The organism is Mucilaginibacter sp. P4_C11, assembly GCF_056402115.1.
Genome location: NZ_JBFUIA010000005.1, coordinates 50347 through 67041 on the forward strand (window position 1 = coordinate 50347; position 16695 = coordinate 67041).

General features: G+C 43.1%; 14 protein-coding genes. 4 read left to right on the forward strand and 10 right to left on the reverse strand.

All coding sequences use genetic code 11. The annotated features are described in order from the left end of the window. Positions 1 to 36: 36 nt before the first annotated feature. From AC1DU2_RS06065 to AC1DU2_RS06090, 6 genes are all read right to left on the reverse strand, one after another. Positions 37 to 3426, reverse strand: a complete 3390-nt coding sequence (locus AC1DU2_RS06065; RefSeq protein ID WP_477383349.1) for a TonB-dependent receptor — start codon at positions 3424 to 3426, stop codon at positions 37 to 39. Between the two features lie 194 nt (positions 3427 to 3620). Continuing rightward, on the reverse strand, positions 3621 to 4784 hold the full coding sequence (locus AC1DU2_RS06070) for a FecR family protein (RefSeq protein WP_477366409.1): 1164 nt from the start codon (positions 4782 to 4784) through the stop codon (positions 3621 to 3623). Between the two features lie 401 nt (positions 4785 to 5185). Beyond that, a complete protein-coding gene (locus tag AC1DU2_RS06075; RefSeq protein WP_477366412.1) occupies positions 5186 to 5740 on the reverse strand; it encodes an RNA polymerase sigma-70 factor in 555 nt (184 codons plus the stop codon). Positions 5741 to 6199: 459 nt separating this feature from the next. Further along, positions 6200 to 6907: a 2OG-Fe(II) oxygenase gene (locus tag AC1DU2_RS06080; protein ID WP_477383350.1), complete on the reverse strand. Its 708-nt coding sequence runs from the start codon at positions 6905 to 6907 to the stop codon at positions 6200 to 6202. Positions 6908 to 6913: 6 nt separating this feature from the next. Then, a complete protein-coding gene (locus tag AC1DU2_RS06085; protein WP_477383498.1) occupies positions 6914 to 7768 on the reverse strand; it encodes a bifunctional helix-turn-helix domain-containing protein/methylated-DNA--[protein]-cysteine S-methyltransferase in 855 nt (284 codons plus the stop codon). Positions 7769 to 7904: 136 nt separating this feature from the next. Continuing rightward, the gene (locus AC1DU2_RS06090; protein WP_477383351.1) at positions 7905 to 9095 is read right to left on the reverse strand and encodes a cation:proton antiporter domain-containing protein; all 1191 of its coding nucleotides are present in this window, start codon (positions 9093 to 9095) and stop codon (positions 7905 to 7907) included. A 149-nt stretch (positions 9096 to 9244) separates the two neighbouring features. On the opposite strand from AC1DU2_RS06090, the gene AC1DU2_RS06095 reads away from it, so the two are divergent. Continuing rightward, positions 9245 to 9688, forward strand: a complete 444-nt coding sequence (locus tag AC1DU2_RS06095) for a hypothetical protein (protein WP_477383352.1) — start codon at positions 9245 to 9247, stop codon at positions 9686 to 9688. Between the two features lie 12 nt (positions 9689 to 9700). On the opposite strand, the gene AC1DU2_RS06100 is transcribed toward AC1DU2_RS06095, so the two are convergent. Further along, positions 9701 to 10405 (reverse strand): dienelactone hydrolase family protein, encoded by a 705-nt coding sequence (locus AC1DU2_RS06100; RefSeq protein ID WP_477383353.1) that lies wholly within the window; start codon positions 10403 to 10405, stop codon positions 9701 to 9703. A 205-nt stretch (positions 10406 to 10610) separates the two neighbouring features. On the opposite strand from AC1DU2_RS06100, the gene namA reads away from it, so the two are divergent. Then, on the forward strand, positions 10611 to 11678 hold the full coding sequence (gene namA / locus AC1DU2_RS06105; protein WP_477383355.1) for an NADPH dehydrogenase NamA: 1068 nt from the start codon (positions 10611 to 10613) through the stop codon (positions 11676 to 11678). Between the two features lie 72 nt (positions 11679 to 11750). Then, a complete protein-coding gene (locus AC1DU2_RS06110; RefSeq protein ID WP_259090564.1) occupies positions 11751 to 12170 on the forward strand; it encodes an OsmC family protein in 420 nt (139 codons plus the stop codon). A 115-nt stretch (positions 12171 to 12285) separates the two neighbouring features. On the opposite strand, the gene AC1DU2_RS06115 is transcribed toward AC1DU2_RS06110, so the two are convergent. Beyond that, positions 12286 to 12684, reverse strand: a complete 399-nt coding sequence (locus AC1DU2_RS06115; RefSeq protein ID WP_477383356.1) for a hypothetical protein — start codon at positions 12682 to 12684, stop codon at positions 12286 to 12288. Between the two features lie 55 nt (positions 12685 to 12739). Between AC1DU2_RS06115 and AC1DU2_RS06120 the strand changes: the two genes are divergently transcribed. Continuing rightward, entirely contained in the window at positions 12740 to 13672 is a 933-nt protein-coding gene (locus AC1DU2_RS06120; RefSeq protein ID WP_477383357.1) for an HNH endonuclease, read from the forward strand. A gap of 27 nt (positions 13673 to 13699) precedes the next feature. On the opposite strand, the gene dacB is transcribed toward AC1DU2_RS06120, so the two are convergent. Both dacB and AC1DU2_RS06130 read right to left on the reverse strand, forming a co-directional pair. Beyond that, complete coding sequence (dacB, locus tag AC1DU2_RS06125) at positions 13700 to 15106, reverse strand: D-alanyl-D-alanine carboxypeptidase/D-alanyl-D-alanine endopeptidase (protein ID WP_477383358.1); 1407 nt, start codon at positions 15104 to 15106, stop codon at positions 13700 to 13702. Continuing rightward, positions 15084 to 16550, reverse strand: a complete 1467-nt coding sequence (locus AC1DU2_RS06130) for an APC family permease (protein ID WP_477383359.1) — start codon at positions 16548 to 16550, stop codon at positions 15084 to 15086. Before AC1DU2_RS06130 ends, dacB begins: the two co-directional genes overlap by 23 nt. Positions 16551 to 16695: the final 145 nt, after the last annotated feature.

Consider the following 16695-nt stretch of genomic DNA (forward strand, 5'->3'; position numbering starts at 1 on the left):
TGGTTTCACCATCATTCGTTTGAATACTCATTTCAATTAAAATGTTACGTTACATCCCAAGGTGTAAATTGCCGAAACAGGGTAGCCCGTAAAATTTACGTTGGGCGAAAGCGACCGGTTACCCTGCTGCCCATCTATGCCTACCTCGGGGTTACCACCCTTATAGCCGGTTAGCAGTATGGCATTTTGGGCACTGAAATACACCCTGAAATTCCTGGTGAACTTTGTTTTAAAATTGTATCCAAAATCAATGTTTTTAACCGCCAGGTACGAGTTACTTTCGACCCAGTAAGATGGGTAATAATCACGCGCAAGATTGGTGTTTGAAACGGTGGTTGGCAATATTCCAGCTCCTGGATTGCTTGCCGAGCGCCAGCGGTGAATTACCGACTCCTCGACATTAAAAACCCCATCTAAATTGGTGGTAAACTGCTTGTACATATCAAATACATGCCCGCCAACCGAACCCGCCGTAATGATATTCAGATCAAACTTTTTGTATGAAAAATGATTGCTAAAGCCAAATGTAAATTTGGGCCAGGGGTTGCCTATATTGGTTTGATCGTTGCCGTCAATTACGCCGTCGTTATTGATATCCTTGTACCTGATGTTGCCAACCTGTTCACCGTCAAAATGCGGATATTTGTCAAGTTCGGCCTGGTTTTGAAATATCCCTTCAAAAATATACCCGTAAAACTGGCCTAAAGGCAAGCCCACTTTGGTAATACTTGTTGGGTTATCGTTTTTAGGCGCATCGTAGATGTATGGTGTGGGGCCTAAATCAAGCACCTTATTGCGGTTAAATGAGATGTTAAAATCAGTTGACCAGTTAAAGTTACGTTCTACTATGTTTTTTGTAGTTAACGTAAACTCCCATCCCCGGTTACGTACATTACCCACGTTTGATAAAGCGTAACCATAGCCCGATACAATAGGAATTGGGATATACTGCAGCATCCGTTGGGTATAACGGTTATAATATTCGGCAATTAAGTAAATGCGGCCTTTTAGCAGCGATACGTCCATGCCTATATCCAGCTGTTTGGTGGTTTCCCACCCAAGCTCGGTATTGCCAATCTGGTCGGTTATTGAGGCTCCTGGTGCGAGGCCGCCACCAAATGTATAATTGGCTACATCAACAACGGGGATATAATCATAATTACCTACGTCGTTATTACCTGCAAGGCCATAGCTTGCGGTAAACTTAACTTGTTCAACCGCGGCTATTTTAGGAAAGAAAGATTCGTCGGAGATGCGCCATCCGCCTGATACCGAGGGGAAGGTACCCCATCGATGCCCGGGCGCAAACCTTGATGAACCATCGCGGCGAATAGACCCGCTTAACAGGTATTTATCTTTGTATGCATAATTTACCCGCCCAATTAACGATTGTAAACGCCACTCGGCATCGCCTGCATCAGCAGTAATTATGGTTGCATTCGCAACAGACCGTATGGCATCATCAGGAAAACCTGTGCCGAAAGTAAAACGATCATGTGAGTTTTCCTGTTGTATGGAGTAATCGGCCAATACGGTTAACGTATGGCTGCCCCAGGTTTTTTTGTAGTTAATGCTATTTTCGTTAAGCCAGTTAAAAACATTTTGCGAAGTGAATGAGGCTACTGCTTTTTGCTGGTTACCATCGCGGTTTGGAACGTTGAACCCGCCCAGGTATGATGGCCTGTAATAATCCTGTGATTTGGTTTGATAATCGACCCCGAATGTCGATTTTATGTTTAGTCCTTTAATTACTTCATAATCAATATAAGTGTTGGCAAGGGCCCTGAATTCGTTACGCTTGTTGGTAGTATTTACAAGCGAGCTTACGGGGTTATTATTTTGAAAAGTACCAGGCGAGCCAATAACGTTGGTATACGATCCATCTGGTTGTTTCACCGGCACAAGCGGGCTTTCCAGGTAAGCCTGGCTTAAGGCCGCCGAAAGAAAGTGTCCGTCTGTTTCCTGTAAATTCCTGAAACTATAAGTTGGGGCTATATTTAAGCCTACGGTTAAGCCCTTAGCTATATCCGCATCAATTGTTGCCTTTAACGAGTAGCGTTTAAAAGCTGTATTCAGCACGGTACCCTGCTGATCAAAGTAGCCCAATGAAAACAACGACCGTACTTTTTCGGTACCGTTAGCTATGGTAACATCGTAATTTTGCATTGGTGCAACACGGGTTACAGCATCAAACCAATCGGTGCCTTTGCCAAGCGACTGAGGGTTCTTATACGCATCGGGTATGGGGTTATTTGTACCGTTAACCGCGTTGGCATCCTGGATAGCTTCTGTGCGCCATTGGGCAAATTCGGCCGCAGTCATCATTTTAAGTTTGCTTTTGGGCAATACCGATTGCAAACCGGTTGAAGTATTTACCGTAACAGACGATTCTCCTTTTTTTGCCCGCTTAGTGGTTATCAGGATAACCCCGTTTGCACCACGCGAACCATATATGGCGGTTGAAGCAGCATCTTTAAGCACGCTTATATTTTCAATATCATCCGGGTTAATGGTGCTCAGCGGATTCGAATATTGATCAAAACCCGGCGAGAGCGGAAAGCCATCTACCACGTACAGTGGGTTATCGCCGGCACCTACTGAACCGGCGCCGCGAATATTAACCGCCACACCACCACCCGGCGTACCTGTAACCTGGTTAACGGTAACACCGGCCAGTTGCCCTGCCAGTTTCAGATCAAGGCTGGCAGCTTTTATCTCTTTAATATTGGCCATTTTTACGGTTCCAACAGCGCCGGTAACGTTTTTACGTTCCTGGTTACCATATCCCACTACTACCACCTCGCTCATTTGCTGATTATCTTCATCAAGGGATACATTGATAACCGCCCGTTTGCTAACAGGCTCTTCCCTGGTTTTAAATCCTACAAACCTGAAAACCAGCACCGCGTTATCATCAACCTGGATGCTGTATTTACCGTCGGCCCCGCTTATTACACCGGTATTTGAACCTTTAATGGTGATGCTTACACCAGGTAATGGTTGTTTGGTATTATCAAGCACCTGCCCGGTAACCGTTATTTTATCGGGCAAAACCGCCTGCTCTTCCTTTTTATTTACAATAATGGTTTTGTTGTCAATGGTGTAGGTAAAGGGCTCGTCTTTAAAACACTCGCGTAAAGCTTGTTCAAGCGTGGCATTTTTTAAGGAAAGCGTAACGGGTTTGGCCTGCTTAATTTCATTGTATTTGTAAAAAAAATAAAAACCGCTTTGCTTTTCAATGGCGGTAAATACTTTATCAATAGCAGTATTGTTTGCGCTTAACGTTATAGTTTGCGAGTAGCTTTTGGCGTTAAGCTGTAAACAGCCAATCATAATCAGGATAACCGTTAACTTCATTGTCAAAAACAGTTTGGAGTTTGATGTTTGGGGTACATAAAATACTTTACCCCTAAAGTTTAATTGCATAACTTCGTCGTGTTTTGGGTGAATGTGTCTGTTAAGGAAACTCAGTAAAAGCTTAGCCCATGCATTTTAAGCCGGGAGTATTGCAGTACTCCCGGCATTTTTCATGGGTAAGGTAGTTGTAGGGTGTTAATGGAGATGTATGCTTTTTTTCATAGGTAGATGTTTTTTTAAGGTTAATGTTAAAACGGATATGGTTAAGGTGATACTGTTATCTTTTTATCTTCAACTTTAAAATGCACATGGCTAAGCTCCAAAACGTGCAGCACCTGCGATAGCTTCACATTTCGTTCAATCCTGCCCATAAATTCATCGTCGGATACTTTGCCGTTGTAAACCACCTCGATGTTATACCATCGCGATAATTGCTTCATGATATCCCTGATACTGGCCCGGTTAAAATCAAAAAAACCGTTTTTCCAGGCTACGGCCCTTTCGGCATCTACTTCAACAACCCGGATATTGTTGCCTTTAACTATACCCTGTTCATCTGGTTTGAGCAAATTATGGCTATTGCCACTGGTTAACTGTACTGATCCCTCGAGTAAAGTTGTTTTGACGTTATCCTCGTCGGCGTAAGCATTAATATTAAAATGGGTACCCAGTACTTTTACATTAAGTGCGCCGACATTTACCGCGAATGGTTTCGACGGATTTTTAGCCACTTCAAAATAGGCCTCGCCGGTTAATTCAACATGGCGTTGGTTGCCGGTAAATGCAGTGGGGAATTTTAGCGATGACGCCGCGTTGAGCCAAACTATGCTGCCATCGGGCAATATAACCTGGTATTGGCCTCCGCGTGGTGTGCTAATGGTATTATAAGCTACAGAGCCATTTACCAGTGAGGTGTTACTCCCGTTGGCCTGGTAAACCAGTTGCCCATCTTTGGTTTTTTTAATGCTGATGTTGCCTTTTTGGGCAAGGGTGCCGATTCTTGCAGAATCGAGCACCACTTTTTCGCCGTTATCTAAGGTTAGGACTGCTTGATTTTTACCGGGGTCGGCATCATGCTTAACCACCGTTTTGTTTTTTGCCGCAATGTTATCTTTTGCAACATGCTGCATGCAATAATACACTCCGCCGCTAACGACCATAAGGCCGATTACCGCAGCAGCTACTTTCCTGAAAGCAAAGATTTTGAACACTTTTGACTGATGCTTTGCCGACGATTGCTGCACAGCCGATTGCAAACGCTGCAGCATTTTATCTTCCAGCTCGTGCTTTACGCCAAGCGTGTGGTCGTCCCAATCATTATTGGTTTGGGCATTGTCAAACAATTCCATTAACAGTTGCACCTCATCGGCAGTAGCCTGCCCGTTAAGGTATTTATCTATCAATTGTTGAAATTCCTGTTTTTGCACAACCTGGTTTTTATAAGGAGAGTATAAATACAGGGGTATCCCCTACGTGGGAAGAAAATAAAATTTGGGAAGATTGCGGCCTGATAAGTAAATTTGTTTTCAGGCAAAAAAGGGCCATCGGCCCGAAACATATTGTAGCCATGGGTGTCAACCCGTGGTTGATTTGCCAGAGGACAACAAGAGTGCCATGGGCACGGCCCATATTAGTGTAATGCAAGCATGTTCAGTTTGTTCAAACGATATATACGCATTGAAAATATGTCCCGAGGCTACGGTTCTCAATCGTTCTCTTCATTTTTTTCCACGGGTTAAAACCCGTGGCTACAAGATTGGCCGAGGCTACGCCTCTAAATTGGTGTTGAAGAAGCACAGATCTGTCAAGAAAAGACATGTAACCCCATCTACAACAAAAACAACGTCCCCAGCGAAGTACGCAATTGCTTAAGCGCTTTGGTCAAATGATTTTCCACTGTTTTGGTAGATATATTGAGCCTTGAGGCAATTTGCTTGTGGGTTAGGTACTCTTCGCGGCTAAGTTTGTAAACTTCGCGGCATTTTTCGGGTAGCGTTTCAACTACCGAATTTACCTGTGAAACCAGCTCTTTGTATTCTAAATTTTCATGAGTGGCAGGGCTTTGCAAACGGTTCGCAAGGGCATCAAACACATCGCTTGTTGCAACCCCGACACGAATTTGCCTGTAAACTTCATAACGGATGGACGCATACAGGTATGCTTTTAATGATACGGCTATTTCGATATTATCCCTGCTATTCCAAATCTTAATGAACAGCTCCTGGATAACATCTTCGCAGGCCTGCTTATCTTTTAAAACATTATAAGCCGATAAGAACAATTGCTGCCAGTATTTTTTGTAGATAGCGCTCAACGCACTTTCATCGCCCGACTTTAACCAGTCGATCAATTGCACATCGCTTATAGCTACCTTTTCTGCCATCCTGAAAGGGGGTTAACATAGAATTGCGATAAATTTAGCAAAAATTAACTATTGATGTAAATTATGGCATAAATCAATCAGGCAAACGCATCTAAATAGTTAACGGCGATAAGCTGTTATTTAATAATAGCTAAGGGAATAAGCTTATATCGCCCGGAAAATATAAGCATAAAACGATACCTTATTTTTATTGGCTGGTCCCCGCTAAATGATGGAAGTATCCAAGTGACTTGTATTGGCCAACACCTGGCACAAGTATTTGGATGCGCCTAAATTGCGCAATCAGTTTAGTGTTAACCATGATAAAATATAAAATATTGATTATTAATAACTTATAAATATTTTATCTGAAATGTGTTAAGTTATGTTAACCCAATCAGATGCGTTTATCCTGACAAATCAATTGCAATCGCAGGCGTTTTAAAGCGTCAATTTACCTCAAATCCCGGGTTGCAACCATCATTTGGCATCATGAAAAATAATTCCCATGCTGTGTCGCCGGCCGCTTGTAATCTCGGCTATGCCGTGTTTCATATTAACCCGGTGGTAGCCTTTGCTGCCTTTTGCCGGGCGGTAACTGGTTGTAAATAATACCATATCGCCCTTACCGGGTTTTAACACCATTGCCCTTGATTGTTCGCGCGGTTTTTGCTCCAGCAAAATAAATTCGCCGCCCTCATAGTCAACCCCGGGCTCATCTAAAATAAAAACCGATTGGATAGGGAAGAATACTTCGCCATACAAATCCTGGTGCATAGCGTTATACCCGCCTTTGGCATATTGTAAAATTAACGGGGTTGGGCGCAACTGTTCATGCTGATGGCAATGCTGAAGCAATTCATCTAAAGTATCGGCAAAACGCGTTGGCTTATTTAGCAATTCCATCCAGTTATTGGCTATGGGGACCAATTGCGGGTAAACACTTTCCCGCAATTGCTGAATAATTACCGGCAATGGGTATTTGAAATACTTGTACTCGCCCCTGCCGTAATGATGGCGCTCCATCACAACGGTTTTGCGATAAAGGTCGTCATCTACATATTGACTAGCCAGGCCGGCGCATTCATCGGCAGTTAATACATTTTTCACTACAGCATACCCACGGGCATCCATATCTGTCTTGATATCGCCCCAGTTTAAACGGGTAATTCGTTCTTTAATTTCCATCACCTTTTATATTGATACAGATTGATTAACTATTGCTGCCTCCCAGCCTATCATTGCCGATTTACGGGTTGCCCCCCAATGGTATTGACCAGATTCGCCTGTTGACCGGATGACCCGGTGACAAGGGATCAAAAACGCAACCGGATTAGCTCCTATGGCGCTGCCTACTGCCCGGCTGGCATTTGGCAATTGTATTTTTTGCGAAACATCGCCATAGCTGCATAAGCCCCCCATTGGTATTTTAAGCAAGGCATCCCACACCTTTAACTGAAAACTGCTGCCCTTTAAATGCAATTTTATTGCCGGCAATTGCGACCAGTCTTTTTTAAAAATATGCAAAACATCCTGTTGCATCATATCAACTACCTGGGTATAGGCAGCATTAGGAAAATGCTGTTTAAGCTGACCTAAAGCGTCGGCATGATCGTCGGCAAAAGCCATATAACAAATGCCTTTGGCGGTAGATGCCACAATGATATTACCAAACGGACTTTCGGCAAAACTGTAGTTAATGCTCAGCTCCCTGCCTCCGTTTTTATATTCGGCCGGTGTCATGCCTTCAATGTTGATAAACAGATCATGTAAACGCCCGGTGCCCGACAGGCCTGTTTCATAGGCGGTATCAAACAAGGTTGCCTGCTTATCTTTTAAAATACCTTTGGCATATTCAAGGCTTAAGTATTGTAAAAACTTTTTAGGGCTTATGCCCACCCAATCTGTAAACAAACGCTGAAAATGGAAGGGGCTGAGGTTAACCTTTTCGGCAACTTCATCTAAATTTGGCTGGTTTTTAAAGTTGAGTTTTATATAATTTATCGCCTCGGCAATACGATCGTAATTGATATTTTCCTGTGTGTTCATCATCTTATTTGTTATTTATAAACAAATGTAGGCCGATAGCGGGTGTGGTAAAACCCGGAACTTGCTAAAGTCTGAATCAGAATTTACAGAATTTTAAAATGAACAGAATGTATGCATAGTTTATTCTGCAAATTCTTTAATCCTGTAAATTCTGATTCAGGTTCCTCCTCGTCGCAAATAATCCCAAACTCAATATCAGGCTTGTACCCAATACTACAATAAACAGCAGCCCCGTACCAACCTGCGGTATCTTCAAATTATCTGGCAGGTTATAATACAGCAACACGCTGATTAGCCCGCGGGGTACTATTACTAACTCGGGCATCAGGTCGGTTTTGGATATGAATTTGATATATAAAAAACGGACCAGGTAAATGGACACCAATATTGCACCGCCGGTTAACAATAAGGTAATATCCTGCAATTCATAAATATCCATGGTATAACCAAAAACTATGAAAAAGAACGTGCGCATCAAAAAAGCGCTTTCGGCCGAAAGCTGGAAAAGCTGTTTGATATCGTGTTGAAAGGTTGGATAGATAAACAGTTTTCTGAACCACGGAAAACTGATTTGATTGGCATTGTTCAGGAACAACCCCAGCGCCAGTACAATTATCAATGCCGATAAATGAAACGACTGCCCTACCGAATAAACCAATATAAGCAAGGCAATAATAAGGAACGATTTAATGTGATGCGTTAATCGGCCAATAAGGTAAAGCAACAGCAGGCAGGATATAATGGCTGCTATAATAATGCCTGTAAGTTCGCCGCCAAGTTTTATAAACGATACCACATCAATTTGCTGGTTACGCACTATAAAGTTGAACAGCACCACGGTAAGGATATCCGAAAAAGAAGACTCATAAATAATAAACTCCTTTTTATTTTTACCAAGATTGGATGCCGAAGGAATAGCCACTGCCGAACTGACCACGCAATAAGGTATGGCATTTACAAAGCACAGATAAAAGCTTTGCCCGGTTAAATACCTGATGATAAACGTAATGACAAATGCGCTAACCAGTAAAATCGTAAATGCCGAAAAGAATGCTTTTTTGATGATGGCATTTTTATCGTTGTTGTACCGCAGTTCCAGCGCCCCCTCAAATACAATCAGTATAAGGCCCAACGTGCCAAGCGTAGGCAAAATCACCTTAAAATTGATCATTTTCACTCCAAAATAGTCAACAGCAAAATGTATCGCGATGCCAAGCATCAGCAATAAAATAACCGAAGGGATTTTGGTTTTGCCGGCTATCAAATCGAAGAGGTAGGAAAAAATCACCAGTCCGCTTAAGATAATCAGGGTTGTATATGTAGTCAAATTATCAATTGTTTAACAGGGTGAGTACATAAATCAGCCTTAACATTTCAAACTTAAGCATTGTTTCCCAATTTTTTTTGCCACATAGAGCGCATCCCTTGTTTGAAAGCCGATATCTTTTATATTTACTTCTTTAACAATAACAGCCTATGGATCCGGCGCAATTTTACAGTTTTAAGGTGTGGTTAACTATGGTGATCATTGCACCTGTGCTGCAAATCCTTGTCAGCCAGTTTTTCTTTCACTCCGGGAGTATCCTATCTATCGCCTTTATTAAAGAGTATCCATTATCGGTTGGGGTGCTAATTGTGCTTACCTGCCCCTTGGGCGCGCTGCTTACTTTTATTATCCCACGAATGACCAGGAGTTCAACCGTAATTGCATTTAAGCAGCGGGTGTCGGCTGCCCTGGGAATTGTTATTATTTTGGTATTTATTGGAGCATTGGCGGCTAAAAACGCTTATTCGCCCTTTGAGTTATCGGCCATGCTGCTGCCATTTTTACTCCCTTTGTTATTGGGTGTTTGGATTTGCCGGCTGGATTTGGAAGATGAAAGCTACGAGGACGAGGAGGAAGAAGAAACTACAGCATGAACAACCCGCTATTTAAGCCCCTCCCAAAAAAGTCATAACTAAAGCCCAGGCCTCTTTAGATGCAGCTTCATGATAACTTGACCGCTCGTTGCAATTAAAGCCGTGGTCGGCATAAGATATTTTTACGTTGATGTAATCCTTGCCCGCAGCTTCAACTGCACCTATAACAGCATTGATGTTGTCATCCTTAATATGCACATCCTTGCCACCCCAAATAAACAAGTGTTTGCCATGCAGGTTGGCCGCCATATGTGCAACCTTATCAAGCCCGCCGCCATAATAGGATACAGCTGCTTTTAGGGGCAATAAGGCATTGGCTATAAAAGCAACCCGACCGCCCATACAATAACCAATGGCATATACCCGGCTTATATCTACATTGGTTTGCGTATTTAGCCATCCCCAAACAGCTTCCAGGTCGGCTTTAAAACCATCGTTAGTTAGTTTTGATGTGTGTGGTGTTACCGTACTAAAATCGGCATAGTCACCGGCAAAACCTTTTGGCGCTGTACGATGAAAAAGCTCAGGAGCAACGGCAACATAGCCCGCGGTTGCAAACCGGTCGGCAACATTGCGGATATGGTTATTAACGCCAAAAGCTTCCTGCAATACAATAATAGCAGGCGATCCTGCGGTATTAATTCCAGGAAAAGCTGTGTAAGCGGCCATCGAACTTCCGTCGGCAACTTTTAGCTCTATATAATTTTTGTTATCCATTACTGATTGAACAAATTGCGATGATTTTCAAAGCTAAAGAATTTACGTGCGAAGGAAAAGTATAAAACCAGGTCACGGTGTTAAAAGCTTTTTTCCTGCAATTTGCTTTCTGCTTTAGGCCTTCGGCTTTCAGCTTATATCTATTTTACAAAACAGTGTGGTTACAATCAATGTTACTTACCATATTTGTACCAAATAAAAACATATGCCCCATCTATTCTCACCGCTTAAAATAAAAAACATCGAACTTAAAAACCGCATCGTGGTATCGCCCATGTGCGAATATTCCAGCGAAGACGGTTTCGCTAATGACTGGCACCTGGTACACCTGGGTGGCATGGCTGTTGGCGGTGCAGCTTTAATTATTACCGAAGCCACCGCAGTATCGCCCGAAGGCCGCATTTCATCCGCAGATCTTGGCCTTTATAAGGATGAGCACATCACCAAATTGAAACAGATTACCGATTTTTTGCACGCCAATGGCGCTTATGCGGGCACACAACTGGCGCATGCCGGCCGCAAGGCAAGCCACCTGCAACCATGGCTGGGCGGCAAACAAGTACCATCTGATGAACCTAACGGATGGAAAGCATACGCACCAAGCGCTATCGCATTTACCGACAGTGAAGAGGCGCCTTTAGAGTTGGACAAAGCCGGCATCGAAAAAATTAAAGCAGATTTTAAGGCTGCCGCTGCCAGGGCCTTGACCGCTGGTTTTGACGTGATTGAACTGCATGGCGCACACGGTTATTTACTGCACGAGTTTTTATCGCCGGCAAGTAATAAACGTACGGATGAGTACGGAGGATCGTTCGAGAACAGGGTCCGTTTTTTACTGGAAGTAATTGAAAGCGTACAGAAAGTTTGGCCAGCAGAAAACCCGCTGTTTGTACGCATATCGGCAACTGAATGGACGGAAGGCGCCTGGACAGCCGATGACTCGGTAGCACTTGCCAAAATATTAAAAAACAAAGGGATCGACCTTATTGACTGCTCGACGGGCGGCAACATTGCTGGTGTTAAAATAGCGTTAAAACCAGGTTATCAGGTTGAATTTGCAGAGAAAGTAAAAAAAGAAAGCGGTATACTTACCGGAGCAGTAGGTTTAATAACCAAACCACACCAGGCCGATGAAATTATACAGGAAGGCGAAGCCGACGTTATATTTATGGCCCGCGAAATGCTGCGCGACCCGCATTTTGCACTACGTGCCGCACATGAGCTGGGTCATGAAGTAGAATGGCCTGCCCAGTACGCGCGGGCTAAATGGTAGTTTGAAGAAGAATCAAGAGACAAGAATCAAGAGTTAAGACACACAACCATAAACAATAAATAACACATAACTATGAAACGTACAGCAAACGCCCATTGGAACGGCACTTTACAGGCCGGCAGCGGAGAAATTACCACTCAAAGCACCGTGCTTAACAAAACCCAATACTCTTTTAAAACCCGCTTTGCCGATGGTATTGGCACCAACCCCGAAGAACTGATTGCCGCCGCTCATGCAGGCTGTTTCACTATGGCTGTTGGTGCTGCTTTAACCCAGGCCGGCTTTACTCCCGGCGACCTTACAACCGACGCCATTCTTGATCTTGATATGCAAGCCCTAAGCATCACCGGTATTCATTTAGAATTAAAAGCAACGGCAATTGATGGTGTAGACGAAGCTAAATTTAAAGCCATTGCCGAAGATGCAAAGGCAAATTGCATTATATCAAAAGCGTTAAGCGTGCCATTTACTTTAAATGTTACTTACGCATAAGCGATAATTCTCCTCTATGTCATTGCGAGGAACGAAACAATCTCGTAGCTATACATGTTCGCCCTGTAGACTAAGAGATTGCCGCGCTACGCTCGCAATGACATATTTTTTTTCCTTATTTCTGTATCAACACCAATAACTCTTGTGGTGTTTCGTAAGTAGTCCCCTTATAATCCAGAGCTTTTACGCCTACGCAGAGCGTATCTACCGCATGGCTGGCATGGGTGATATAAATCTTTCCCCTTACATCGGGCTGAATGCCTTCACCAGCCAGCTTTAAGCCGGTAAACAGCTTCATCACGCTGTCAATACCCGCTGTTCTGGTAAAATTCTTAACCTTACCCTGCGGAAAATAGTAATCAAATTTATCACAGGTAATCCTGAACTGGGTTTCGCGCCCAAGTTCTGTAAATTTGAATTGGATGCTTTTTACGGCATCGGCAGGGTTGGTTTTAGGTTTGCACGATAAAAGAGTAACGAAGGGTAGAATAATAAATAAGGCGGATTTACGCATGGTTATTATTATAGATTTAATAATCAAACTTATATAATTTCTCGTACATTCAACCGTGAAATTTTATTTGGGTGTAACCGATAATAATTGGTTTAAAAATTTAAGCCAAATTAATCCTGAAGACGTAAATTTCTGGCAACCTGGAGGCAAACAAGAATTTAAAGCCTTATTATCAGGTTCGCCGTTTCTATTTAAATTGAAAAAACCTTTGAATGTTATAGGAGGTATTGGCTTTTTCTCGAGCCACACGTTCCTACCTCTTTCTGTGGCTTGGGATACTTTTCATGAAAGAAATGGAACGTCAAGTTTTAAAGATTTTCAATCAATGATCTTTAATTACCGAAATGACAAATCAAATCTCAATCCCACTATTGGCTGTATCGTGCTTACAAACCCTATTTTCTTTAAGCAAGCCGATTGGATTCCTATCCCCGAAAATTGGGCCAATAGCATTGTTCAAGGTAAAAGCTATTCAACAGATGAATTTATCGGCCAAAACTTATGGACCATAGTTGAAGAACGTCTTAGCCGATATTTGCCAAATACTTATGAGACTAATAACCAATGGTTGATGGAGCCGGCCGCGAGATACGGGAATCCAGTTTTAGCGAAGGTACGATTAGGGCAAGGCGCATTTAGGGTTTTGGTAACAGATGCATACACAAGAAGATGTACAATCACCGGCGAAAGGACTTTACCAGTACTTGAAGCTGCGCATATTCAATCGTATTCCTTGGAAGGGCCAAACGTGATATCAAACGGATTACTTTTAAGATCGGACATTCATAAATTATTCGACAGTGGGTATGTAACTATAACTAAAGATTTAAAAGTCGAAGTAAGTAAAAAAATAAAAGAAGAGTTTGACAACGGCAAAGAGTACTATAAATTCCATGGAAATGGCCTTTTATATTTGCCCAACAGAGATATGGATAAGCCAAATCCATCCTATATTGATTGGCATAATACAAACATTTACAACGGTTAAATCCCCATTCAGTGGGTTAGGGGGCTCCTACTTCAACACATCCAACACCCTGAACATTTTTTCTTTTATCCCCCTGCTTGATCCGCTGAAGTTATTAACCATGATAGAAAAGCAAAGTTCGCGGCCGTTGTGGGTTTGGTAGCCCGCATAGCAAAGCACGCTGTTAATGGTGCCGCTTTTCATTTTCATATCGTTGTATACGGGCAGGCTTTCGTAAAAATCAGGAAACCAGCTTTCCTTTTTGGCCGATTGCAGGATGCGGGCCATGGTATTTGTGCTTACCCTATCGCCGGACGAGAGGCCGCTGCCATCGTAGGTGTTCATGCTATTCGCATCGATACCGCGGGCCTGCCAAAATTTCTGTACTTCTTCTACCCCGTTTGCAGTGGTAGGTTTACGGCCCTGTTTCCAGGCTATGGTTTTAAGCAATTGCTCGGCATACAGGTTAATACTTTTTTGATTGAGCCAGTAAATGATCCGGCTCAGCGGCGGCGATGAAATAGCAGCCAGATTTTTGGTAATCAAAGGCGCCTTTAATCCTTTTGCCGTTAATGTGGCAACAGATTCGGGATCGAAGCCCACTCCAATTCCTAATTTCTTCAACGTATCCGACAAACGCAAAGCTGCATCATAAGCGGCATCGGGCGTGGCTGCCGAGATGCTTTTTTTATCTTTATCAATAGCGTAGCTGCCGCGCAGGTACATTACTTTACTGCCAACAGGCAAAAAAGCGTAGGCATTGTCGCCGCTGCCTGCCGGGCCATTAACCAATTCGCTTTTAAAAGTAAGGTACGATACATTGGGCACAGTGTACGAAACGCCAATAGGATTGCCCACAGCGCCAGTGCGCAATTTAATATCAAACTGGTTTTCGCGCCAGCAAAGGCCCGATGTTCCGGCGCCATAGTAGTTGCCAATATCCTGCCATATCCACCCTTCGGGGATAGATTGGGTGCCAAATACGCTGTCATCACCAATAATGCGCCCGTTTATTTTTTTGATGCCTGCAGTTTTAAGGGCGTCAGCCATTAAGGCCAGCACATGTGCTTCTTTGGTTTGCTCGTACCGCCAGCTGCCCAGGGTTGGGTCGCCGGCACCTTTGATAATGATATCGCCATTGAGCGTGCCGTCGGCAGCAATCTCGCCGTTGTAGCCCAATTGCGTCTGGTACCTGAAATCGGCACCCAAAACGTTAAAGGCTGTAATACTGGTAATAGTTTTTAGGGTTGATGCCGTAGCCAGCCCCATGTTGGGGCTGGCGGCAAATACCTGTTCGCCGGTTTTGGCATCCAAAACAGTGAGCGAAAGCGATGCATAACGGCACTGGCTATCGGCCTGTAACCTGTTAAATGCAGCTGATAATCTTGATTGCAGGTCCTGGGCATAAGCCTGCCCGCTTAAAATAAATAAACTAACTATCAATAACCGCTTCATCCTGCTCCTTAACGTTCCCCTTGGTAATATAATATATCGGGATACCTATCAACACTATACCCAGGCCAAATAACGCGTAGTCGCGTTTATAAACTAACAATAAAATACAAAATGCAATTCCCATCAAAATGTAAATGGCTGGCAATACCGGGTAGCCAAAAGCTTTGTATGGCCTTTCTAACCCAGGCTTTTTCACCCGTAAAATGTAGATGCCGATAATGGTAAGCACATAAAAAATTACAACTACCAGGGAGATCATATCCAGCAAATCGCCATACCTGCCGCTTAAGCAAAGTACAGATGCCAGTGCGGCTTGTATCCATAAACCAAACTCGGGCACGGCAAATTTATTTAGTTCGCCTGTCCTCTTAAAAAACAAGCCATCTTTTGCCATGGTATAATATACACGCGCACCGGCCATAATTAAACCATTATTGCAGCCAAAAGTTGATATCATGATCATAACAGCAATTATCTTGGTGCCTATGTCGCCAAAAATAACATTCGATGCAGTTACAGCCACCCTGTCCTTTTCGGCGGTCGCAATTTCGTGCAGCGGCAATACACCTGTATAAACTATATTGGCTGCAACGTAAATAACGGTAACTATCATGGTACCAAAAAATAAGCTTAACGCCACATCACGTTTAGGGTTGCGCATTTCGCCGGCAATAAAGGTTACGTTGTTCCATGAATCGCTGCTGAATATTGACCCTACCATGGCCGAAGCTACTGCCCCTAAAGCTGCGCCGAGGCCCAATTTTGTAAAGCTTCCATCCTTGTTCAGGTTATGCAAATCCCAGGCATTACTCCAGTTGGCATGCCATACTTCGGGCTTTAAGGCAACAAAACCAAAAATAATGAGTCCGAATAAGCTTAACAGTTTGGTTAAAGTAAAAGTAGTTTGAATCCATTTGCCGCTTTTTACACCACGGGTATTGATATACGTTAGTAATATAATAACCGCTATTGATACCACTTGTGCTGCACTTAAACTGAAAGTGGGCTTAGCCTCGCCTAATTTTAAATAGTAATTATGTGGGAATAAAATATGATCCTCACTTACCGGATGTATCAAATACGCCGTAAATTTTGAAAAAGCCACGCCAACTGCAGCTATAGTGCCGGTTTGTATCACCGCGAAAAAACTCCAGCCATACAAAAACGCTATAAGTTTATTGTACGCTTCTTTCAGGTAAACATATTGTCCGCCTGCTTTAGGGTACATTCCGCTCAGCTCGCCGTAGCTTAATGCTGCTGTCAATGTCATGAAACCGGTTATAAGCCAAATGGCTATAAGCCAACCTGCTGAGCCTACATTACGTACAATGTCGGCAGCAACTATAAATATACCTGAGCCTATCATTGAGCCTGCTACCAGCATGGTGCCATCAAGCAGGCCAAGCTCATGTTTCATTTTTGGTTGTCCGGAATCTTTTGCCATAAATTAAAAAAGGGTTTAAACCCCTAAACTATTCAAAAACTTTAATATTGACAGGCTATTGTAAAGAAAATAAATTTACTATTTTGCAACCACCAATTACACCCTGCTATAGTCAGTGTAGTATTAAGTCGTTAGTCTTAAGTCA